This window comes from Gordonia sp. N1V (genome assembly GCF_029269935.1).
Classification (GTDB): Bacteria; Actinomycetota; Actinomycetes; order Mycobacteriales; family Mycobacteriaceae; genus Gordonia; species Gordonia polyisoprenivorans.
Genome location: NZ_JARJDD010000007.1, coordinates 70,727 through 94,857 on the forward strand (window position 1 = coordinate 70,727; position 24,131 = coordinate 94,857).

A 24,131-nucleotide genomic window follows, 5' to 3' on the forward strand; every position below is an offset into this window, starting at 1 on the left:
GCGGCAATTCGCTCACCGCCACCCGACTCGCAGCACGCGTCGGTGATGCGCTCGACGCCGACCTCGGTGTGCGCGACGTATTCGAGGCATCGACCCCGCGGGCACTGGCCCGGGTGGCCGCGGGCCGCGCCGGTGCACTCGCGCCGGTCCGGGCCGTCGTCCCGCGACCCGAGCCCGTCCCGCTGTCCTTCGCACAGAGCCGCGTGTGGTTCTTGAACCGCCTGCAGCCGGACTCGGTCGCCTACAACATTCCGGTCGGGTTGCGCATCAGCGGGCCCCTGGATCCCGATGCACTGGCGCTTGCGGTGCGCGATGTCGTTGCGCGCCACGAGATCCTGCGAACCACATTCCCGACGATCGACGGCGAACCGGTGCAGTGGGTACACGGCCCCGACGACGTTCTCGCCCGCCTCGACTGGGCGGTGGTCGCCGACGAGACACAGATGTACGAGGCCGCGGCCACCGGCTTCGACGTCACTGCGCGACCGCCGTTCCGGGTCCGGCTGTGGCACGCCGGCGACGACGACTGGGTCCTGCTCGCGGTCATCCACCACATCGTCGGCGACGGCGAATCGATGCGGCCCTTGATCGCGGACATGATCACCGCCTATCGAGCCCGGGTGGCCGGCGAGAACCCCGAATTCGCGCCACTGCCGGTGCAATTCGCCGACTACGCACTGTGGCAACACCGCGAACTCGGCTCCGCCGATGACCCGCAGACCGTCGTCGGACGTCAGCTCACCTACTGGCGAGAGCAGTTGCGCGGGCTCCCCGACGTTCTCGACCTGCCCGCGAAGAATCCGCGGCCCGCGGTCGCCTCGCAGGCCGGTGCGCTCTTCGAGTTCGAGATCCCCGGCCCGATCGCCGACCGTGTGTCGGGTCTGGCGCGCGACCGTGGCGTCACCCCGTTCATGGTGATCCACGCGGCACTCGCGGTGCTTCTCGCACGGCTCTCGGCGACCGATGACATCGCGATCGCCACCCCGATCGCCGGCCGTGGCCAGGCCGAACTCGACGGACTGATCGGCATGTTCGTCAACACGCTCGTCCTGCGGACCGTCGTCGATCCCGCGACGGGATTCGCGGAGTTGCTCGACGATGTCCGGGGAGTCGACCTCGAAGCGTTCGCGCACGCCGACATCCCGTTCGAGACCGTCGTCGACGCCGTCGATCCGGTGCGCTCACAAGCATTCTCACCGCTGGCGCAGGTGCTGCTGACCCTGGCGCAGCCGACACCGACCGACGCCGTCGCCGACGACTCCGGCATCGTCATCACGCCGATGACCCCGCCGGTGGTCGGTGCGCAGCTCGACCTGTCGATCAGCATCGGCGCGAGCGCTCACGGACCATGGCGGTCGTCGGTGGTATACGCCACCGACCTCTTCGACGAGGCCGGTATCGCCACGTTGGTGGCGCGTTTCGTCGCCGTGCTCGACGCGGTGACCGAGACGCCCGACGCTGTGGTCGGTGCCGCCCCGATCGTCGCCCCGACCGAACGTGACACGCTGGTGCAGTGGTCGTCGGGCACCCCGGGGCGCCATCCCGCGAGCACCCTGTCGACACTGATGTCGGACAGGGCGCGACCCCGCACCGACGACGCGAGTACACAGTGGCACGGGGGCGGCCTGCACGGGGACAACCGGCATGGGGACACGGGGCACAGAGAGGGAGACAACGCGTGACCGAGGTCGTCCGGATGAGTGCCGCGTCGCCCGGCGTGGCCGTGGTGTGCGGTGACCGACGGGTCACCTACGCGGAGTTCGCGGCGCGCGTCAACGATCTCGCCCGATGGCTGATCGCCGCGGGCGTCGGCCCCGATGTGGCGGTGGGCGTGGCGATGCCACGCTCGGTGGAGATGCTCGTCGCGATCCACGCGATCGTCGAGGCCGGCGGCCACTACGTCCCCCTCGACGTCGACGCACCGCTCGACCGGGTGCGATACATGCTCGACACCGCCGACGCCCGGATCGTCCTCGTCGTCGACGGCGCGGCTCCCGCGGTGATCGCCGACCTGCCCGAACCGATCCGGGTGATCGGCGTCGACACGTGGGTGCCGATCGACCCGGCGACCCCGCCGATCGCCGACGCCGAACGGCGCGCACCGATCCGGCCCGACGATGCCGCCTACACGCTGTTCACCTCCGGTTCCACCGGGCGCCCCAAGGGGGTGACGGTCTCCCACTCGGCGATCGTCAACCGGCTCGAGTGGATGCGGGAGTGGTACGGGTTCAAGGACTCCGACGTCGTGCTGCAGAAGACGCCGATCACCTTCGACGTGTCGGTGTGGGAGTTGTTCCTGCCCGCGACCGTCGGCGCGACCCTCGTGCTGGCCGAGCCGGATCGGCACGGCGACCCCGACCACATCGCCGACCTGATCACCACCGAGAACGTTACGGTCATCCACTTCGTGCCGTCGATGCTGGCCACGTTCGTCGACGTGCTCGGCCCGCGGCTGTCCGGATTGCGTTCGCTGCGGGCGATGTTCACCTCCGGGGAAGCGCTCGCGGCGGCCACCGCGCAGGCGGTCCTCGCCGAATTGCCCGCGCTGGAGCTGCACAACCTCTACGGCCCCACCGAGGCGGCGGTCGACGTCACCGCCCACCACGTCCTGCCCGGCGAGGCCACCGTGCCCATCGGTGTCCCGGTGCCGAGCACCACCACGTTCGTGCTCGACGCGCGGCTGCAACTCGTACCGGTCGGCGTGCCCGGTGAGCTCTACCTCGGCGGCATCCAGATCGCGCGTGGGTATGCCTCTGCCTCGGCGCTCACCGCCGAGCGCTTCGTCGCCGATCCGTTCGGGCCGCCCGGCGCGCGCCTGTACCGCACCGGCGACCTGGTGCGCTGGAACTCCGCCGGCGAAATCGAGTACCTGGGCCGCACCGACTTTCAGGTCAAACTGCGCGGGCAGCGGATGGAACTCGGCGAGGTGGAGGCGGTACTCGCATCGGCCCCCGGTGTCGTGCACGCCGCCGCGGCCGTCGTCGACTTTCCCGCGGGAGCACAGCTCGTCGGTTATGTGAGCCCCGACGACGTCGACCTCGACGCCGTCCGGGCGACCGTCACGCGGGCACTGCCGGAATACATGCGACCCACCTTGTGGGTGCCGATGGCGGTCATGCCCCGCAACAGTGCGGGCAAGGTCGCCCGTCGCGCGCTGCCCCGGCCGGAGATCGAGGTCCGTGAGATCGTCGCGCCCGAGACCGGACCCGAGACCGAGATCGCGGCGATCTACGCCGACGTGCTGGGACTCGATCGGGTGAGCGTGACCGAGTCGTTCTTCGACCTCGGGGGCAACTCGTTGGCAGCGACCCGCGTCGCCGCCCGGGTGGCGCAGACACTCGACGCCGATGTCACCGTCCGCGATCTGTTCGACACGCCGACGGTCCGCGGACTCGCCAACGCCCTGACCGGCCGCGGCCGGACCCGGGCACAGCTCACGGCACGACCACGGCCGCAACGGCTTCCGCTGTCGACCGCGCAGTCGCGGATGTGGTTCATCAACCAGTTCGACACCGACTCGTCGGCCTACAACATCCCGATGGGCCTGCGAGTGGAGGGTGCGGTCGACACCGACGCCCTTCGGCTGGCCGTCCTCGACGTCCTCGCGCGACACGAGGTGCTGCGCACCGTCTACCCGTCCGATGGCGCCGGCCCATACCAGCGGATACTCGAGACCGACGCGGCGGCAGAAGAACTCGACTTCGCGGTCACCGACGACGAGGCCGAACTCGCCGCGAGTGCCGTCCGTGGGTTCGACGTGTCGAGCCGCCTGCCGATCCGGGTGCGGGTGCGAACCGATCGCGGTGGGGGCCGCGCCGCGGAGGATCGTGCCGCACATTCCGATGTGGTGATCACGGTGCATCACATCGCTTTTGACGGTGAGTCCTCGCCGGTGTTCGTCGGGGATCTGCTCAATGCCTACCTACGACGCACCGGCGCGGGGATCGACGCACCGCTGCCACTGCCGGTGCAGTACGCCGACTTCGCGCTGTGGCAGCGCGAGGTCGTCGGGGACGTCGCCGATCCCGGATCGCCGGCCGCCGCTGCGATGGCCTACTGGCGTGCCCACCTCGCGGGACTGCCCGCGGTCACCGACCTGCCGATGGACCGCCCGCGCCCCGCGGTGCTCGACACGACGGCGGCCGTCGTCTCCGTCGAGGTCGACGACGCGGTGGCGGCGAAGTTCGAAGCCTTTGCCCGCGAACATGATGTGACGGCGTTCATGCTCTCTCACGCCGCGCTGGCCATCACCGTGGCGCGCCTGGCCGCCACCTCCGACGTGGTGATCGGGGCGCCGATCGCCGGGCGCACCGACGCCGCGCTCGCCGATCTGGTGGGGATGTTCGTCAACACCCTCGTGCTGCGCACCGACGTCGATCCGGCAGTGCCGATCGGCGACTTCGTGGCGGCGGTGCGCTCGACCGACGTCGAAGCCTTCGCCCACGCCGACGTGCAATTCGACGATCTCATCGACGAACTCGCCCCCGAGCGCTCGACCGCCTACCCACCGCTGGTGCAGATCGCGTTCACCCACGAATCGGCCGGCGCCCCCGCAGACGCCGAGGCCGAGGTTCAGGTGGCGGGGCTGGCCGCACGCCCGCTCGGACCGCTGAACGCGGTGGCCAAGTTCGATCTGACGGTCGGCGTCGCCGACCGGTCCGCCGATCGTCCGATGCGTGCCGACTTCCTCTACGCCACATCGCTGTTCGACGAGGACACCGTCGTCCGGTTCGCGCAGACCTGGCTCCAGGTCGTCACCACCATGGTCGCCGACCCCCGGCGCGCGGTCGGCGACATCGACGTCGTCGACGATGCCGCGCTCTCGGCGATGCGCCCCAGTCGTAATTCCACCGGCGTCCTCGAGCCGGCCGCCGACGGCGGGATCAGCACACCCCGACCGCTCGTCGACATCCTCGACGCGCGGGTGCTCGACCCGGCCTGTGATGCGGTGATCTGCGACGGTGAGGTGCTCTCGCACAGCGAGTTCGACGAGCGCACCCACCGGTTGGCGCGCGAGCTCATCGCGCGCGGTGTGCGCCCCGACGACGTGGTCGCCGTCGGCCTCGAACGCTCCGTCGATTCCGTCGTGGCAGTATTCGGCGTGATTCGTTCCGGAGCCGCCTACGTGCCCATCGATCCGGCCTACCCCCAGGACCGCATCGACTACATGATCGCCGATTCCGGTGTGCGCCTGGGCGTCACCAACGCGGCGACCCGACACCGCCTGGGTGCCGCCGGCGGCTGCGACTGGATCGATGTCGCGATCGCCACGGATCCCGCCCGCCCGGCAGCGCCGGTGACCGCAGCCGACCGTGCCGGCGAGATCGGCCCGGACACCCTGGCCTACCTCGTCTACACCTCCGGCTCCACCGGCCGACCCAAGGCCGTCGGCGTCGGCAACCGTGGCATCGCGACTCTCGTCGACGCTCTCCGGGAGATCACCGGAACCCCCGAACAGGCGCCCGACACCCGCGTCCTGCACGTCGCCTCACCGAGTTTCGACGCCTCCGTGCTGGAGATGATGTGGTCCGTCGCACTCGGACACACCCTGGTGGTGGCGCCCCCGACCGCCTACGCCGGGGAGGCCCTCGGCGCCGTCCTGAGCCGCGATCGGGTGACCGACACCCTGATCACCCCGACGGTGCTCGCGACCGTCCCGGTCGAACGCGGTCGCACGATCCGCAATCTGGTCACCGGCGGTGAGGCCTGCCCGCCGGAACTGGTGGCGCGCTGGGCGAATGGGCGCGGTGCCGACGGACGCGGGGCCGACGGACGCCGCATGTACAACTTCTACGGCCCGTCGGAGGCTACGGTCTGGTCGAGCACCGGCCGCTCCGAGGTGGGCCGACCGGTGACGATCGGCCATCCTGTCCGCGGATTCACCGCCTACGTCCTCGATGCGCGACTGCACCCCGTGCCGCGCGGGGTGGTGGGCGAGCTGTATCTGGGGACCAGCGATTCATTGGCCCGCGGCTACCTGGGACGGCCGGGCCTGACGGCAACGTCCTTCGTCGCCGACCCGTTCACCGGTATCCCAGGGCAGCGGATGTACGCCACCGGCGACCTGGTGCGTCTGCGCCGCGACGGGCAGATCGAATTCGCCGGGCGCGCCGACCATCAGGTCAAGATCAACGGGCAACGCATCGAACTCGGCGAGATCGAGTCCGTGCTCACCGATCTACCCGAGGTGGCCTCGGCGGTGGTCCTCGGAGTCGCCGACGACTCCGGGCGATCGCGGCTCGTGGCCTACCTGGTTCCCGACGACGGCGCCACCATCGACCCGGCGCGTATCGTCACCGCCGCCGGTGCACGGCTGGCCGGGCACATGATCCCGCATCAGGTGGTCGTCCTCGCGGAGTTGCCGCTCACCCCGGGAGGCAAACTCGACCGGGCCGCGCTGCCCGCGCCGGAGCCGGTATTCGAGGCCGCCGATCGCGTATCGCCGGCCACCGCCGCCGAGACCGCTCTCGCCGCGATCGTCGCCGGCCTCCTCGGTCGTGACGAGGTCGGCGTGACCGAATCGTTCTTCGCCCTCGGCGGCGACTCCATCATGTCCATCCAGCTCGCCTCGGCGGCCAAGGCCGCCGGACTGACGCTGACCCCACGAGACATCTTCGAACACAAGACCGTTCGGGCGATGGCCCGTGCAGCCACCGACGGTGCCACAGCGCTACCGGTACTGGCCGACCCGCCCGGCGGACCCACCGGGCCGACCGAACTCGGCGCGATCATCTCGTGGATGGTCGACACCTCGCCCGTACCCGAGGACTTCGCCGACTTCAACCAGTCGATGGTGCTGGCGGCACCGAGGGAACTGTCGGTCGACGATCTCGCGACCATGCTGGCGGCGGTCTGCGCGGCGCACCCGATGCTCACGGCGCGACTGACCCGCGGCGCGGTCGGATGGGCGTTGACGACCGGCGAGCCGTTCGACGCGCACGCCGCCATCGACCGGGTGATCACCGACAGTGCCTCCGGCACAGAAGATTTCGACGAATCGGTGCGCGCCGCTCATGCGCGGGCGGCAGCGCTACTGGATCCGGCCGCCGGGCAGGTGATGCGTACCGCGCTGGTGGTCGGTGCCGACGCCGCCCGGTTGGTCCTGGTGATCCACCATCTGGCCGTCGACGCCGTGTCGTGGCCGATCCTCATCGAGGACCTGCTCACCGCGGCGGCGGCGGTGTCGGCCGGCACGCCGCCGGTCGTACGCTCCGAGCCGACGTCGATGCGCGCCTGGCAACAGGCGCTGGCCGATCGGCGCGAGTCGCGGGAATCCGAACTGGCGCTGTGGCTTTCGCGCTCTCCGGAGACGCCCACCCGGCTGGGCGTCGACCCCGATCCGCAGCGGGACCGCCTGCGCACGGTCGGCTCGGTGATCGCGCGGATCGACGCGCCGATCACCGGGTCACTGCTCGCGGCCGTGCCCGAAGCATTCGGCGGCAGCGTCAACGACGTTCTCGCCGGCACCCTGTCGCGCGCGATCCGGTCCTGGCAGCAGCAGCGTGGTATCGCCGACGATCGGGCGGTGACGATCCTCGTCGAGGGCCACGGCCGCCACGAGGACATCCTCGAGTCCGGCCCGGACCCGCGTCGTGCCGACCTCTCGCGCACCGTCGGATGGTTCACCACCCTGATCCCGATGCTCGTCGACCCCGGTGCCGACGCCGTGCACGCGGTCAAATCGGCCAAGGAACAACGACTGACGATCCCCGATCATGGCATCGGATTCGCCGACCTGCGTGCGGTGGCGAACTCGCCTCTCGCGCAACGCCCCTTGCCGACGATCGCCCTGAACTACCTCGGCAACCGGGCTGCCACCGACGGCGGGGGAGACGTCGGCGGAGGCGCGACGGCCCACTTCCTGCCCGCACCCGACGCGCCGTTCCTGCCGTCCTCGGTGTCGGGGGCGATGCCGGTGATGGCGCCGCTGACCATCAACGCCGCCGTCAACACCGGAGCGAATGGGCCGGTACTGGCCGCCGATCTGCGATTCGCCCAGGGCGTACTCTCCGAGGCCGACGCCACCGACATCGCCGAGCGGTGGCGGCGAGAACTGGCCGAACTCACTGAGATCGTCGACGCCGGAGAGCCGGTGGGTCTTTCACCGTCCGACGTGCCCGGCAGTCACGCCACCCAGAACGACCTCGACGAGGTGGCGGCGCGTTATCCCGGAGCGGCGATCTGGCCGCTGTCGCCGTTGCAACGCGGCCTCTACTTCCAGTCGGTGCTCGCCGGTAACGGCCCGGCCACGGCCACCTCGGGTGGCACTGCGGACACCGCAGACGACGTCGTCGATGCGTACGTCACCCAGGCGGTACTCCGGCTCGGTGGGGACGTCGACCTCGACCGGCTGCGTGCGGCCGCCGACGAGTTGCTGCTCCGGCACCGGGTGCTCGCCTCCGGGTTCGTGCGTGCCCGCAGTGGTGCGGTCCTCGCGGTGATCCCGCCCGACGCACGGGCCGGGTGGCGGGTCGTCGACCTCGCCGACGACGCCGCGGCACCGGACCGGGTGGCCGAGATCGCGCGGCAGGAACGCAACGAGCCGTTCGACCTCGCGTCGCCGCCGCTGCTCCGGGTGGTGGTGATCGGTCACGGCGATCAGACCGATGTGGTGATCACCAACCACCACATCCTGTTCGACGGCTGGTCGGGGCCACTGGTCCTGGCCGACCTGATGGCGCTGTATGCCACCGGATCGGCCTACACCGGCGACGGATCCGGGGGAGACTTCCGGGACTTCCTGCACCACATCGGCCGCATCGATGATCGCGCGGGGCTGCAGGCGTGGGCGCGACGACTCGCTCGTGCGCAGGGGCCGACCCTCGTCGCACCGGGTGCCGAGGCCACCGCCGAACACCGACCCGCCGAACACATCGTTGCCGTACCGGCCGAACTCACCGCCGCACTGGAGGATTCGGTCCGCAGACACGGCACCACCCTGGCCACCGTGCTGCAGGTCGCCTGGGCGCTGCTGGTCTCGCGGCTCTCGGACTCGCGTGTGGTCACGTTCGGGGAGACCGTGTCGGGCCGTCCCGCCGACCTTCCCGGCGTGGAGAACATGGTCGGGTTGTTCATCAACACGCTGCCGGTGGTCGTCGACGTCGACCCCGACGCCACCCTGGCGGCCGTGGCAAGCGCCCTGCAGGACGACAAGACCGCGGTCCTCGACCACCAGCATCTCGGTCTGCCCGAGATCATCGCGCACAGCGGCGTTCCCATCGCCTTCGACACCCTCACCGTGCACGAGTCGTACCCGGTGGACACCGCCTCCCTGTCCTCGGCGTCGCCGACGGCGGTCGGGGGACTACAGGTGCGCGGCGTGGACGTCAGCGACTCCACCCACTACCCGCTGAACCTCGCGACCTCGGTGCGCGGGGATCGGCTCCACCTGCGATTCGCGTATCTGCCCACGGCCTTCGACGAGGCGCAGATCATGGTCTTCGCCACCGCGCTCACCCGAATCCTGCAGACCTTCGTCGACGCACCGGACACCCCGATCGGCGAAGTGCCGCTGGTGGATTCGGCCACCACGGCGCTCCTCGACGACTGGGCGCACGGCGCGGTGGTACCGCTCGAGGGTGATGCGGTCACCGACCTGCTGGCCCGCCGCGCCGCCGACACGCCCGACGCGATCGCGGTGATCGCCGACGAGCGAGAGGTCACCTATGCCGAATTGCTCACCCGCGCGAGCACGCTCGCCCGTGAGCTGATCGCGTCCGGAGTGGGACCGGACACGGCTGTGGCCGTGTGTATCCCACGTTCGGTGGAGATGATCGTGGCGATCCACGCCGTGTGGGCTGCGGGCGCACAGTTCGTGCCGATCGACACCGGCGCACCGGCAGATCGGGTGCGCTACATGACCGAGGTGGCCGACGTGTCACTCGTCCTCGTCGGACCCGGCCCGATCCCCGACGGGATCGCCGCACTGCCCGACGTGCGGACCCTGACGGTCGATGCCGCCACTGCCGTGGATCTCTCTGTGGTCGACTCCACCGCCGACGATCGCCGCGCGACGGTCCTTCCCGAGCACGCGGCCTACACCATCTTCACCTCCGGGTCGACCGGACGACCCAAAGGTGTCACCGTCTCGCGTCGGGCGTTGAGCACGCATCTGGCCTTCGACCGCGACTACTACGGATTCGGCCCGGGCGACGTTGTGCTGCAACAACTCGAGTACACCTTCGACCCCGCGATCATCGAGATCGTGCGCCCCGTGGTGTGCGGCGGACGGCTCGTCCTGCTCCACCCCGGAGAGCATCGCGACCCGGTGCTGGTGACGCGCCGCATGATCGATCACGGCGTCACCTCGGCGACGCTGGTGCCCTCGGTGCTCGGCGCGATGGCCGAGATCGTCGACGAATCCGACCTGGCCGAACTCACGGCGTTGCGGTTGCTGCACACCGGTGGTGAGGCGCTCACCCGCCCGGTGGCCGACGCGATCGGGCGACTGCTGCCCGCCACGGAACTGTACAACCAGTACGGTCCCACCGAGACGACGATCTACGCCGCGGTGCAGCACATCCGGCGCGACGGCCACACCGTGCCGATCGGTCGGCCACTGTGGAACACCGTCGCGCTCGTCCTCGACGAGCGTCTGCGTCCGGTTCCGCCGGGGCTGCCCGGCGAGTTGTACTTCGGCGGGGATCTCGTGGCTCGCGGGTACGCCGGCCAACCCACCCTGACCGCCGAACGGTTCGTCGCCGACCCCTACGGGCCTGCCGGCGCTCGGCTCTACCGCACCGGCGACCTGGTGCGCTGGAACGCCGAGGGCGAGTTGGAGTACCTGGGCCGCACCGATTTCCAGACCAAGCTGCGGGGCCAGCGCATCGAACTCGGCGAGATCGAGGCCGTGCTCACCTCCGCCCTGGGGGTCGTCCATGCCGCCGCGACGGTGGTCGCCACACCTGCCGGCGAATCGCTGGTGGGTTATCTCGCGCCCGACACCGTCGACCTCGATGCCGTCAAGGCCACCGTGACCCGGGCGCTGCCGGAGTTCATGCGGCCGGCCACCTGGGTGCTGCTCGAGCAGATGCCGCTCAACACCGCCGGCAAGATCTCACGCCGAGAACTACCTGCGCCGCAACAGGTGTCGGGGGAGATCGTGGCACCGTCCACACCGGCCGAACAGGTGCTCGCCGAGGTCTTCGCCGGCGTGCTCGGCGTCGAGCAGGTCAGTGTGACCGCGTCGTTCTTCGACGCGGGCGGCAACTCGCTGTCGGCGATGCGGGTGGCGGCGCGCGCGGGTGAGGCGCTGGGACGCGAGATCTCGGTCCGTGACGTCTTCGAGGCACCGAGCGTCCGGGAACTCGCCGCCCTCGCCGGCGGTCGGGGCGCATCGGGTCCGGCGATGGTGCCACCCGCGCCACGACCCGACCGCGTGCCGCTGTCCCTGGCGCAGCAACGCATGTGGTTCATCAACCGGTTCGACCCCACCTCACCGGCCTACAACGTGCCCGCGGCGCTGGCCCTGCACGGCGCGTTGGACGTCGAGGCCTTGCATGCCGCGGTCCTCGACGTCGTCGCCCGCCACGAGATCCTGCGCACCACCTTCCCCGAGAACGCCGGTGTGCCCGAGCAACTCGTCCACCCGGTATCCGCGCCGGTCGACTGGCAGATAGCCGGGAGCCGCGACGACCTCGAGGCGGCGGCGACGACGGGGTTCGACGTCACCGTCGACTTCCCGCTGCGCGCCCGCTTGTGGTCGGCGAGCCCCGAGGAGCACGTCTTCGTGCTGGTGCTGCACCATATCGCCGCCGACGGCGAGTCACTGGCGCCGCTCGTCGCCGATCTGGTGACGGCGTACCACGCACGGGTGGCCGGAGTGCCACCGCAGTTCGAGCCGCTCGCACTGCAATTCGCCGACGTCGCGGTATGGCAGCACCGGCACCTCGGGTCGGTCGACGAGCCGGGTTCGATCCTGCACGCACAGTGGGACTATTGGTCGCATCAGCTCGCGGGATTGCCCAGTGTGCTCGACCTGCCGACGGATCGTCCGCGTCCGGTGGTCGCGTCCACCCGCGGGGCGACAACACATTTCGAGATCGACGCCCCGATCGCCGAGCGGATCACCGCACTCGCCCAGGAGTATCGGGTCACCCCGTTCATGGTGATCCACGCCGGGCTGTCGGTACTGCTCGCCCGGCTGTCGGCGAGCGACGACATCGCGGTCGGCACACCTGTCGCCGGCCGTGGCCGACCCGAACTCGACCCGCTGATCGGCATGTTCGTCAACACCTTGGTCCTGCGGTCCGACTATCGGGCTCAGGAGTCCTTCCACGGCCTGCTCGAACGCATCCGGGGCATCGATCTCGACGCGTACGCGCACGCCGACATCCCGTTCGAGACGTTGGTGGATCACCTCAATCCGGTGCGCTCGGAAGCGTTTGCGCCTCTGACCCAGGTCCTGCTCACCCTCGAACAGTCGGTGATCGCCGAACTCGCCGGGGAGTCGGTCGCCGGCGGTGAGGTGGCCGGTCTGCAGGTTCGGCCGCTGTCGATCGGGGAGATACCGGCCAAGGTCGACCTGCTGTTCTCGGTGACCCCGGCAGCGGCGGGCCACTCCTGGTCCGGCGCCGTGCAGTACGCCACCGATCTGTTCGATGCGCACCGCGTCGAGTCGATGGCCGCGAGCCTGGTCGGTCTGTTGGATCGGCTGACCGCCGAGCCGGGTACCGCGGTCGGTGACGCACCGCTGCTGCGGGCCGAACAGATCGACGAGCTGGTCCCGGTGTCCGGGGGGCCCGAGGTGGCGCCCATGGTGCTCGCCGACATCTTCGCCGCGGCGGTCGCCGGCCAGCGCAGACGTACCGCGGTCATCGACCCCTCCGGTACAGCACTGTCCTACCGCGACGTCGATGCCCGCTCGAACCGGCTGGCACGATGGCTCATCGGCCGCGGAATCGGCGCCGAATCACTGGTGGCGCTGGCGATCCCGCGGTCGGCCGATCTGTTCGTGGCGATTTGGGCGGTCGCCAAGACCGGTGGCGGCTACGTACCGATCGACCCCGGCTATCCGGCCGAGCGCGTTTCGGCCATGATCGAGGATTCCGGGGCCGTCCTCGGCTTGTCGATCGCGTCCGTCGGTGACCTGCCGGGTGATGACTTCGAGTGGGTGGCAACCGATCACGAGTCGACCGCAGCCGAGATCGCGGCGATGGACGACGCGCCGATCGGTGCCGAGGACCGGTTGCGGGTGGTGCGTCCGGACAACGTGGCCTACGTCATCTACACCTCCGGCTCGACCGGCAGGCCCAAGGGTGTCGCGGTCTCGCACACCGGATTGTGGAACTTCGCACGCGCCGAGTCGGCGCGGCTCGGCGTCGGTGACGGGCCGATCGTGATGGGTTATGCGTCACCGAGTTTCGACGCTTCGGTCCTCGAATATCTTCTCGCCGTGGCCAACAACGGCACCCTGGTCTATCGACCGGCCGACGCCGTCGGCGGGGAGGCGTTGCAGGAGTTCATGATCGACCGTGAGGTGACACACACGTTCCTCACCCCGACGACCCTGTCGACCCTCGACCCGGCCCGGTTGCCCGCGGTGGAGTGCATCGCCGTCGGTGGTGAGGCCGTACCGCAGGCGCTGCAGGACCACTGGTCGGCGCACGTCCGGATACAGAATGCCTACGGCCCCACCGAGACGACGATCCTCACCAACATCGGCGAGATCGCCACTCCGGGGACGCCGGTGCGGATCGGTGCGCCGCTGCACGGACTGCAGCAGGTCGTCCTCGATGCCCGGCTGCATCCCGTGCCCGAGGGTGTCGTCGGCGACTTCTACATCGCCGGGTGCGCGCTGTCGCGGGGCTACCTCGACCGCCCGGGTCTGACCGCCGAGCGCTTCGTCGCCGCACCGTTCGGCGCGCCCGGTACACGGATGTACCGCACCGGCGACCTCGCACGCCGGCGTCGCGGGCCCGACGGACGTCAGGTGATCGAATATGCCGGCCGCAGCGACGATCAGGTCAAGTTGCGCGGACTACGGATCGAACTCGGCGAGATCGAGGCCGAACTCGGCCGGCACCGCCTCGTCGACGCCGCCGTCGTCATCGGGGTCGGTGCTGACGGGGTCGGTGCGGAAGGAGTTGGGGGATCGGTGGCCTCGGCGCTCGCCGCCTACGTGGTGCCGACCGATCCCGACGCCGATCAGGCGACGTTGATCGCCGATCTCCGCGCGCACCTCACCCGGCGGCTCCCGGCGCACATGGTGCCCGCGTCGATCACGGTGCTCGCGCATCTGCCGCTCACCCCGGTCGGCAAGCTCGACAAACGGGCATTGCCCGCGCCGCAGATCGTCGAGCGCGAGATCGAGCCGCTGCGCAACGACGTCGAGCGTGCCGTCGCCGCCGCCTACGTCGAGGTACTCGACGTCGACGAGGTCGGTGCCGACGACAGCTTCTTCGATCTGGGGGGCAATTCCCTGTCGGCGGCGCGGGTCGCGGCATATCTGCGCGGCGAGCATCAACTCGAGATCGAACTGGCCTGGCTGTTCTCGGACGCGACGGTGCGCGGGCTCGCGCAACGCATCACCGGGGCCGACGCCGCGACTGCCGACGTGCTGATCACCCTGCGCGCCGAGGGTTCGCGACCGCCGCTGTTCTGCGTTCACCCCGCCGGTGGGCTGGCCTGGTTCTACGGCGGGCTGGTGCCGTATCTGGCCGATCGGCCGATCTACGGCCTGCAGGACCCGCATGTGGTCGGTGGCGAACCGTCGATCACCGATGCCCACGCGCTCGCGCAGCGTTATGTCGCGCAGATCCGCGAGGTCGCACCGCATGGCCCGTATCGCATCCTGGGCTGGTCGGTCGGTGGTGTGATCGCACATGCGATGGCCACGCGTCTGCAGAGCGAGGGCGAGACCGTCGATTTCCTCGGCGTCATGGACTCCGTACCGGAGGACCCGGGGGCGACCGAGCAGACCGTCGAGCCCGCCCCCGACGCGACCGCACGACCCGGCGACGGGCCGGACGGTTCGGTGGTCGTCGACGTCCTCGGTGGCTGGCGCGACCTGTTCGATCTCGGTGACGACGTGCAGGCGTCCACGCCGGAGGAGGTCACCGCGATCATCCGGGCCCAGATCGAGGGCATGGGGTTGCTCGGCGCCGACCAGGTCGACCGGATCATGACGAGCTTCGAGTTGTCGCCGCAGGTGGTCCTGGACTTCGTGCCGGCGGTCTTCCGCGGCGATCTGCAGGTGTTCACCGCGACCGAGGACAAGGACGACCCGAGCACGATCGCCGAGGGGTGGCGCGCCTACGTGTCCGGGGAGATCCGCAACGTCGACGTCGCCACGCACCATCTCGGGATGGCCGATGCGGCGTCGCTCGCCGTCATCGGCCCGGTGCTCGACGCCGAACTGGCAGCGCTCGATTCCGTAGCGGAGGAGGGCAGGAGACCGGGGCGGGGTTAGTGCCGCCGACGAGGTCGGGGACGGTACGGTGAAAGACGACTGAGGTTCACCTAACCGCCTCGAGGACAACGACGATTGACTGAAGGAGTCGAGTAGAGATGACGAACCCATTCGACGACGAGAACGGCCGCTTCTACGTGCTCGTGAACGATGAGAACCAGCACTCGCTGTGGCCGACGTTCGCCGATATCCCGGCCGGCTGGACCAAGGTGTTCGGGGAGGATTCCCGTGCGGCGTGCCTGGAGTACGTGGAGAAGAACTGGACCGATCTGCGCCCCAAGAGCCTCATCGACGCGATGGAGGCGGACAAGGCCGCCCGGGAGAACGGCTGAGCCGTCGAACGCAGGACGAGATGTCACGAAACGTCGCCGGGACCCCAGTGGTCACGGCGACGTTTCTTTTCAACATCAGACTCAGTAACCTCATGGATCACTCACGTCACACGCTCTATCGTTTCTGTTGACGGATATACCGATGTTGTTGTGGGCGTTACCAGTTTTAGTGTGTAATCCGCCACATTTCGCGCGGTAAGGTACCCATATCGTTACGCAGCGATTGATGCTTGATCGCAAGAAACCCTCGGTCGACGGGGAGGTTGATCGAAGGGTGATGACCATGAATCAAGTCAGCCGGGTGGGGGAGTGTCACATGAATGAACTACTGCAGGACATCCGCGACAGAGCGGACATGACGCCGTCGTTGCCGGCGGTGCGCTTCGGCGGGCACATGGTGACCTACGGCGAACTCGATCAGGCTCTCGACTCCTTCGAGGTGGTCATGGCGCAGCACGGCATGTCGCGTGAGGCGGCGTTCTACGCAGCCGTGCTCCACTCGGTCCCGGCGTTGGCCGAGATCTCCGACCCCGACGAGCAGGGCCGCAACATCGACCAGGTGGTCGCCTGGCTGGGCCGTCATCTCGAGCCCACCGTCGGACATCTGCGCGTCGCCGGCTGATCCGTCCCGGCCTGCGACAGCAGCGCGCGCACTTTGTGCCGCGCGCGGCTCTACAGCAGCGAGCCGACCATCAGGACGAGCGCGAGAATCGGTAGCCCGACCAGGGCGCTGCCCGTCCCCATCACGATCGACGCCACCGCGCGACCGGTGCCACGCATGCCCGGTGTTCGACGGATCGTGCGTACCGCGGCCACTCCCAGGATGATCGCCAGTATGCCCAGCACACCACCGATGCCGAGTGCCAGGGTCAGCGGCACCGAGGCCACGCCGCACACCACCGCTGCGGTTGCCGCCGGAGCGGTGCGTCCACGCGGATAGACGACAGGTCCGACGCCCGATGTTGTGAGCTCGGGGATCGGATCGAGTTCGGCCCGACCCCACAGGTCGCCGATCGGCGGCAGCGGCCCGTCCACGACATCGCTCCGGGTGCTGGGGATCTCGGAGAGCGGGGTCTCGGGTTCCACGGGTTCATCGACCAGATCGTTCACCTGAGGCCAGCGCGCATGACGATCGGTCACCGCGGGCGCAATCGGACGGGTGACCTGATCGGTTCGCACAGCGCCTCCCTCGGCATCGATGTCCCGGCCGTCACCGGGTCCTGCCATGCTACCGGCGCTCGCGTCGGGCAATCCGGTCCCAGCGTGATCGGTCCCAGCGTGATCGGTCCCAGCCGCATCGGTTACAGCCACACCGGTCGCAGATGCACGAGCGCCGCACCGGAGGCTTCCGGTGCGGCGCTCGGGAGTACGGCGTCGGTGGTCAGTGACCGCCGGCCATCGACTGCAGGAAGGTCACCGCGTCACCGGAGAGCTTCCAGCTTCCGTCGACCTTGACGAACTTCATCTGCAGTCCGCTGGCCGAGTGTGCGCCGCCGACATCGAAGGTCACCAGTGCGGCATCGTTGCCGTCGCCGCTGACCTTGGTCACCTTGTAGGTGTAGCCCATCTGCTTGGAGCCCTTGGCGAAGGCCTGGATCGCGGGCTTGGTCAGCGGGCTGCTGGTGTCGACGACGGCGTCGAGATCGGCACTGGAGGTGTCGGGGTTCAGCGCCTTGTCCAGGATGGCCTGAGCTGCTGCGTTGTCGAGATCTGCGGGAGCGGGTGCGTCGCTGCCGGAGGATTCCGCGGCGCTCGATTCGGCGCTCGTGGCCACCGACGTGCTCGCGGTCGTGGTGGAGGCGTTGTCGTCGCTGCTCGAGCAGGCGGCGACGGTGAAGACGGCGGCACCGGCCAGGGCGGCCGCGGCAACGGACTTCCGAAGCATCATGATTCTGACTCCCATCGAGGATCGGGTAAGCCCACACTAACTCACCCAGGTCAGCGTGCCCGGAAGACGGGTCATCCGGTGTCCGGAATTAACCGGACCATGGTCCGGTTAAGCTGGATGACAGTCCCGAAATCCCAGGAGGCGCGACATGCAATTCGGACTCTTCAGCGTCAGCGACATCACGGTGGACCCGACCACGGGAGTTGCTCCCACCGAGCACGAGCGCATCAAGGCCATCGTCGCGATCGCCAAGAAGGCCGAGGACATCGGACTCGATGTCTTCGCACTCGGTGAGCACCACAACCCGCCGTTCTTCTCGTCGTCGCCGACGACGACGCTGGCCTACATCGCGGCACAGACCTCGACGCTGAATCTGTCGACGGCCACCACCTTGATCACCACCAACGATCCGGTGAAGATCGCCGAGGATTTCGCGATGCTCCAACACCTCGCCGACGGGCGGGTGGATCTGATGCTCGGCCGCGGCAACACCGGCCCGGTCTATCCGTGGTTCGGCAAGGACATCCGGCAGGGTATTCCGCTCGCGATCGAGAATTATCATCTGCTGCACCGGCTCTGGACCGAGGAGGTGCTCGACTGGGAGGGCAAGTTCCGCACCCCGCTGACGTCGTTCACCTCGACGCCCCGCCCCCTCGACGGTGTCGCGCCGTTCGTGTGGCACGGGTCGATCCGCAGCCCCGAGATCGCCGAGCAGGCCGCATACTACGGTGACGGCTTCTTCGCGAACCACATCTTCTGGCCCGCAGAGCATTTCCAGCGTCTGATCGACTTCTATCGTGAACGCTACGAGCACTACGGCCACGGCAACGCCAACCAGGCGATCGTCGGGCTGGGCGGACAGTTCTTCATTCGCAAGAACTCCCAGGACGCGGTCCGCGAGTTCCGGCCGTACTTCGACAACGCGCCGGTCTACGGGCACGGTCCATCGTTGGAGGATTTCAGTCGGGAGACCCCGCTGACGGTGGGTAGCCCGGCCGAATTCGTGGACCGCACATTGTCTTTCCGCAACACCTTCGGTGACTACCAGCGCCAGCTGTTCCTCATCGACCACGCGGGTCTGCCGCTGAAAACCGTCCTCGAACAACTCGACGAACTCGGCGCGGTCCTGCCGGAATTGCGTAAGGGATTCGCCGAGGGGCGTCCCGCAGAGGTCCCGGACGCGCCGACACACGCCTCGCTGGTGGCGGCGCGTGAAGCCGCGGTGCACGCCGGTGCGGAAGACGAGATACAGGAACACGAGGTGCAGGCATGATCCGACTGGTCGCGGTCAATGCCGGGCTCAGCGAACCGTCGTCGACGAGGATGCTCGTCGACCGGCTCGTCTCGGCGGTGACCGGTGTGCTGGGTGAAAACCGGGTGCAGACAACGACAATCGATCTCCGCGACCTCGCCGTGGACCTCGGCCGGTCGATGGCCGCGGGCTTTGCCACCGGCGCTGCCCGCGCGGCCATCGACACCGTGCAGGGTGCCGATGCCCTGATCGTCGCCACCCCGGTCTTCAATGCGTCCTACTCGGGCCTGTTCAAGACGTTCTTCGATCTCGTCGACGTCGACGAGATGGCGGCCACGCCGGTCCTGATCGCCGCGACCGGTGGAAGCCCACGGCATTCGATGGTGCTCGACCACGCGCTGCGTCCGCTGTTCGGCTACCTGCGCATGATCGTGGTGCCCACGGGTGTCTATGCCGCCGCCGAGGATTGGGCGGGCTGCTCCGGTGACACCACCACCCTCGGTGATCGGATCGACCGCGCCGCACGGGAACTCGCGGCGCTGCTCGAGAGTGGCAAACAGCAGTCCCTGGCGTTCGCGGATGCGTTGTCCGACAACGACAGCCAGAACGACACCGCCGCCGAGTCCGCAGGCATCGCGAACTTCGCGCGGCTGCTCGGCACCTGAGCGCTCACGCCGCCTGCTCTCAGCCCTCCTGCGCCCGCCCCGGCACGTTCTCCCGCGCCCGCAGGCGCGTTCCGGGGAGGGTGGGGGCGGGCAGGTGTTGGATCTCACCGGTGTACCCCTGCACCTGACCGAAGCGCTCACTGTGCGCCATCCACTCCTCGCGGAAGGCGACAATGTCATCGTGGCTGCGCCCGACGAAGTTCCACCACATCACGATGTCCTCGTTCAGCGGTGCACCGCCGAGGACGACGATGCGAGCTGCGCCCTCGGCGCGGTTGCGCAGAGTGATGGTGCTCGCGCCGAGTCCGACGTACCCGAGTTGGGTGCGTTCGATGGTGGGGGCGGTGGAATCGACGATGTCGACGCGGCCGGAGTCGACGAGGAATCCGTGTTCGAAGTCGTCGCGAACGTCGAGGGCGATCTCCGCGCCTGCCGGTAAATGGAGTTCGGCGCCGAGGAGCGGTGTGAAGGTGTGCACGGGGGAGGTGCTGCCGAGCAGCTCACCGAGGAAGACACGCGCGGTGACCTCGCCGACGGTGACCAGCGGTGGCGCGTAGTGCGCGAAATCCCGTGGCGTGTCCACGGCGTCGGCGGGCAGCGCGATCCACAGCTGCACGCCGTGGAGCACCGTGGTGTCGGGGGTGGACACCTCGGTGTGGGCGATGCCATGCCCCGCGGTCATCAGGTTGAGTTCACCCGGCCGGACCATCGCATGATTGCCCATCGTGTCGCGATGCTCGATCTCGCCGGTGAACAACCAACTCGCCGTTTGCAATCCGGTGTGCGGATGCGGTGGCACGTCCATTCCGCCGGTGACCGAGACGTCGTCGGGACCGTAGTGGTCGGCGAAACACCAGGCACCGATCAACGATCGGCTGCGCTGGGGCACGGTTCGGTGGACCGTCATCGCGCGCGGACCGCCGAGGGGGACGTCACGGGCGGTGAGGACCTCGGCCCGCAATGGACGTCGTTTCTCGCCCGACGAGTTCTGTGCCGACGAGTTCTGTGCGGACGAGTTCTGGGCGACCGCGTTCTGGGCGACGGTTCGGCATCCGACTTCCGCCGGCTGGGCTTCGAGATTGCTCACGTGCGACACCGCCTGACTGGCTGGGGACGGTCGCGGCATTCGGCGACCGGGGCTGGGACGACCCCGCCAGTCTACGGATTCGTTTCGCCGGATCCCCCCGCTCGCGCGGCCGTCCCGCTCACCGGAGTCGCTCAGATGACCTCGGCGTCGTCGAAGGTCATGGCGAGGCTGCTCACCGACGTCGTCATGAGCGCGTGCCGCGACAGGTCGAGAGAGCGCAGTTCGTCGGCGATCTCGTGGTCGCCGAGGTGCAGGCGGGCGCCGCCGAGTCGGGTCCGGGTGCCGGTGATCGACCGCAGTCGCCACGGCGTCATCCGCAGGGTGCCGTCGAGCTGCGAGTACGCATGCAGCGTGGTCTCCACCGAAGATGCGGGCATCGGTATCCCCGGTTTGACGGTGAGGTCGGCGATGAGCCGGCCGTCGACGCTCACCCGGCCGTGCCGGGTCGCCGACTCGTGGTCGACGTCGAAGTCGGCGAGGATCTTCGGGAATCCCCAGATCCCGCGTCCGGCGGCGAGGGTGAACTCACCATCGACCGGTAGCCGATGGATGAGGGCCCGCGCGTCGCCGGCGAACAGCGACCGCAACCCGGACCAGGACCCGCCAGACCGGGAACCGCCGGGGACGGATGCGTCGTCGGCCGTGGTCGGATCGACGAGGAAGCACACCCCGAATTCGTTGTAGGGCCCGAGATCGCCGTCGATGTAGTCGACGAAGACCAGCATGCACATGCCCCGGCCGCGACGAATCCGAAGCGGCGCCACCGCACCGCGGGTGTCGCCGGCGGCGTCGATCGCGGTCTGCATCGCCCTCGCGTCGGCGGTGAAGCCCGCGACGAAGCAGCGGGCGTGTCGGATCTCGACCGGCATCGTCACCGTCGAGCCCAGTACGTCATGTCGGGAAGGGTGGGTCATCGTCGGTTCCTTGCCTCGCCGTGAGTCTGTTCTAGAACATGTTCTACTTTTGCTGTCGCGGTGATCCTACGTGGTGTGGGTCGTGGGAAGGCCGGGATCGATCCATCCGATCGGATGAGAACGTCGCCGCTCGGCACCGTGAGCAGGGCGAGTGCCGAGATCGCCAGTGTGGTGGTGCAGTCCCCTGCTGAGATCACGGATTGGCGAATCACTTAATCCTTGCATCTGCAAACGACGTCCCCCATGTTGGGACTATTCGGTTACTGAACGCAGCCTTAATATTCTCTGTGAAGAGTTGATGGACCCCAGTGCGAACGGCGAGCGCGATTCCTGCGCGTGAGCCGTGGTACCCGACAGTAAACGAGGACCAACGGTGACGACCGCGCATTCCGATGTTTCGGACACCATGCCCCTCCCGGCCCCCGGACATCCGGTTGGTCACCCCCGCGATCTCCGAGCCTCGGTGGCCCGTATCGCCGACTATCGGCCCCCGGTCGCGCCGGGCTCGCATCTGAGGATGCGTCCGCTCGCACCGGTCTGGGCACCGATGCGCCCGGCCATGCCGAGCACCGCGCCCGCGCCCGCACCGATCCGGCGTCCGGTGCTCTCGCCGCGCGAGGTCGAGGTCCTTCTCGCCTGGTTGGCGGCCGAATCGAAGGACGAGGCCGCCGAGCAGCTGTTCATCGCGGCATCGACAGTGAGCACCCACCTGGCGCGAATCCGGGCCAAATATGCGGCCGTCGGGCGTCCCGCACCGACGAAGACGCATCTACTCGCACGCGCGCTGCAGGACGGCATCACCTGCCTCGAGGATTGGTGAGCCCCGGTACACCCTGAATCCCTGTACCCCCGACCCGATGACGACCCCCGGCGCCGATGGCGTCCGGGGGTCGTCCTGTCAGCCGGGTATCGACTCTCCTCGGCCGGGAATCACAGCGACACCTGCCCGAGAATGTCGGTCGTCGGTTGCGGTGATCCGCCCTCGGGCTCGATGGTGACGGCCAGAACCTGAGAGTTGTCGATGCGTTCGATGAGCAGAGGATCGGTGGCTCCGGACCCTCGGACAAGGCCCGCCGAGGACGGCTGGGCGTTGGCGCCGCCGACCAGCCACAGCTGGTATGTGCGATTCGAGGGCAGCGGGGTGCGCTGATCACGCAGCACTGCCACGGCTCGGTTCTGCGTCCGTGACGCCACCACCGACATCGCTCCGTGATCGTCGGCCAGCCGAGCGACCGAGACCACCGCGTCGGGTGCCTGCAGCACATCGAGGACATTGCGATCGGCCGACGTCGTCGGCGCAGGCTGCGGAGCGGTCTGCCGTCCGACGAGCACACCGGCGCCGAGCGCGACGCCCACGACGACCGCCGCGGCGGCCAGTGCCGCGGCCCGTCTGCGCCTGCGCGCGGCCAGGTCGACGACCCGGCCGGCGTCCTCCGGGGGTTCTGAGGTCGGGGGTTCTGACTTCGGGGCGTCCGGAGCCGGGGCGTCCGGAGCCGGCGGACCGGTTGCCGCATAAGCGGGAGTGTCGGTCCCCGCGACCGACGACACCGCCGCGTGCCGACCGGTATCGGTGTCCGCCGGAGTCGAGATCGACGACATCGATTCAGGGAAACCCGATTCCGGCGACACCGGCGGTCCCGAGGCGTCGGCCGGTGCCGAGAACACGTGATCGAGAACCCGCTCGCGCAGTTCCGGCCGTGCCGCCAGTGCGTAGCCGGCAGCGAAATCGGCCATGGTGGTGTGGATTTCGTCGATACGGCCGTCGTAGATGGTGCGCTCCAACGGCGTCAGTCCGTTGTATTCGTCGACGAACCGGTCGGCCTCGGCGCCCTCGAGGGCATGGATGGCGAACAGTTCGACGTGATCGTCGAGCCACTCGGTGTCAGGCATGGCCGCGTCCTCGCAGACAATCGCGCAGCCGCCGCAGCCCGTCCCGGATGCGTGACTTGATGGTCGGCAGCGGGGTGTCGGTCTGGGCGGCCACCTCGGGATAGGTCAGGCCGTTGAAGTAGGACATCTCGATGCTGGAGCGCTGCAGTTCGGTGAGATCGTCGAGACAGGTACGCAATGTGCGGGTTTCCTCACGGTCGACGACCACCTCGAGCGGCAGCGGATCGGACACCGATGCCTGCGCGACACCGGCCTCGGTGACCCGGCGTCGTTGGAGATCCTCGGTGCGCACCCGATCGATCGCGCGCCGGTGGGCGATGGTCATCATCCAGGTGATCACCGAGCCGCGTTCGGGCCGATACGTCGACGCCTTCTGCCAGTACTGCAGGTACGCCTCCTGGACGACCTCCTCGGCATAGTTGGCATCCCGGATCACGCGCAGCACCAGACCGTAGATCCGGGGGTTGGTCAGGTCATAGAGTCGGGCGAACGATGCCCGGTCGCCGAGCGCCGACGACTCGAGCAGCGCTCGCATCGAGGCATCGGAATCGTCGGCGAACGGCAGGTCGTGGCGCGGCGCGGCGGCGAATCCGCCGTGCCCGTCGGTGTCGGTCTCGCGGTGTGGCGGCGACGTGTCATCGGTGGAGGGTGGCACCCCTCCACGGTAGACATGTCCGATCAGCATGGTGTCACG

At 69.0% G+C, this 24,131-nt stretch carries 13 protein-coding genes (1 of these 13 cut by a window edge); 7 read left to right on the forward strand and 6 right to left on the reverse strand.

The genetic code is table 11. The features are described from left to right. The 4 genes from P3L18_RS11235 to P3L18_RS11250 all read left to right on the forward strand — a co-directional run. Window positions 1–1,682, forward strand: partial view of a non-ribosomal peptide synthase/polyketide synthase gene (locus P3L18_RS11235; protein ID WP_276114095.1) — the 3' end only. The gene continues 38,620 nt to the left of window position 1, outside the view; 1,682 of the gene's 40,302 nt are visible here — the last part of the coding sequence; its start codon lies beyond the left edge, outside the window; it ends in the stop codon at window positions 1,680–1,682. Beyond that, entirely contained in the window at window positions 1,679–15,409 is a 13,731-nt protein-coding gene (locus tag P3L18_RS11240) for a non-ribosomal peptide synthetase (protein WP_276114096.1), read from the forward strand. Before P3L18_RS11235 ends, P3L18_RS11240 begins: the two co-directional genes overlap by 4 nt. Window positions 15,410–15,507: 98 nt before the next feature. After that, window positions 15,508–15,741, forward strand: coding sequence for an MbtH family protein (locus tag P3L18_RS11245; RefSeq protein WP_006370451.1), 234 nt, complete (start codon window positions 15,508–15,510; stop codon window positions 15,739–15,741). A 277-nt stretch (window positions 15,742–16,018) separates the two neighbouring features. Beyond that, on the forward strand, window positions 16,019–16,363 hold the full coding sequence (locus P3L18_RS11250; RefSeq protein ID WP_006370450.1) for a hypothetical protein: 345 nt from the start codon (window positions 16,019–16,021) through the stop codon (window positions 16,361–16,363). Between the two features lie 50 nt (window positions 16,364–16,413). Here P3L18_RS11250 and P3L18_RS11255 read toward each other — a convergent pair whose 3' ends face one another. After that, entirely contained in the window at window positions 16,414–16,920 is a 507-nt protein-coding gene (locus P3L18_RS11255) for a DUF4190 domain-containing protein (RefSeq protein ID WP_276114097.1), read from the reverse strand. Between the two features lie 202 nt (window positions 16,921–17,122). Next, a complete protein-coding gene (locus P3L18_RS11260; RefSeq protein WP_276114098.1) occupies window positions 17,123–17,629 on the reverse strand; it encodes a hypothetical protein in 507 nt (168 codons plus the stop codon). Window positions 17,630–17,777: 148 nt separating this feature from the next. Between P3L18_RS11260 and P3L18_RS11265 the strand changes: the two genes are divergently transcribed. Both P3L18_RS11265 and P3L18_RS11270 read left to right on the forward strand, forming a co-directional pair. Then, window positions 17,778–18,902, forward strand: coding sequence for an LLM class flavin-dependent oxidoreductase (locus tag P3L18_RS11265; RefSeq protein ID WP_276114099.1), 1,125 nt, complete (start codon window positions 17,778–17,780; stop codon window positions 18,900–18,902). Further along, window positions 18,899–19,546, forward strand: a complete 648-nt coding sequence (locus P3L18_RS11270; RefSeq protein ID WP_276114100.1) for a CE1759 family FMN reductase — start codon at window positions 18,899–18,901, stop codon at window positions 19,544–19,546. Before P3L18_RS11265 ends, P3L18_RS11270 begins: the two co-directional genes overlap by 4 nt. Window positions 19,547–19,565: 19 nt before the next feature. Here P3L18_RS11270 and P3L18_RS11275 read toward each other — a convergent pair whose 3' ends face one another. Both P3L18_RS11275 and P3L18_RS11280 read right to left on the reverse strand, forming a co-directional pair. Continuing rightward, window positions 19,566–20,633 carry a pirin family protein gene (locus P3L18_RS11275; RefSeq protein ID WP_276114101.1) on the reverse strand — a complete coding sequence of 356 codons (1,068 nt, stop codon included), beginning with the start codon at window positions 20,631–20,633 and terminating at the stop codon, window positions 19,566–19,568. 131 nt (window positions 20,634–20,764) lie between these two features. Beyond that, window positions 20,765–21,547, reverse strand: a complete 783-nt coding sequence (locus P3L18_RS11280) for an acetoacetate decarboxylase family protein (protein ID WP_276114102.1) — start codon at window positions 21,545–21,547, stop codon at window positions 20,765–20,767. A gap of 517 nt (window positions 21,548–22,064) precedes the next feature. Here P3L18_RS11280 and P3L18_RS11285 point away from each other — a divergent pair. Then, window positions 22,065–22,367 (forward strand): LuxR C-terminal-related transcriptional regulator, encoded by a 303-nt coding sequence (locus tag P3L18_RS11285; RefSeq protein WP_276114103.1) that lies wholly within the window; start codon window positions 22,065–22,067, stop codon window positions 22,365–22,367. Window positions 22,368–22,477: 110 nt separating this feature from the next. Here the strand turns inward: P3L18_RS11285 and P3L18_RS11290 are convergent, their stop codons facing one another. Next, entirely contained in the window at window positions 22,478–23,437 is a 960-nt protein-coding gene (locus tag P3L18_RS11290) for an anti-sigma factor (protein WP_276114104.1), read from the reverse strand. Next, window positions 23,430–24,122: a sigma-70 family RNA polymerase sigma factor gene (locus tag P3L18_RS11295; RefSeq protein ID WP_276114105.1), complete on the reverse strand. Its 693-nt coding sequence runs from the start codon at window positions 24,120–24,122 to the stop codon at window positions 23,430–23,432. The genes P3L18_RS11290 and P3L18_RS11295 overlap by 8 nt, the downstream gene beginning before the upstream one ends. Window positions 24,123–24,131 lie beyond the last annotated feature (9 nt).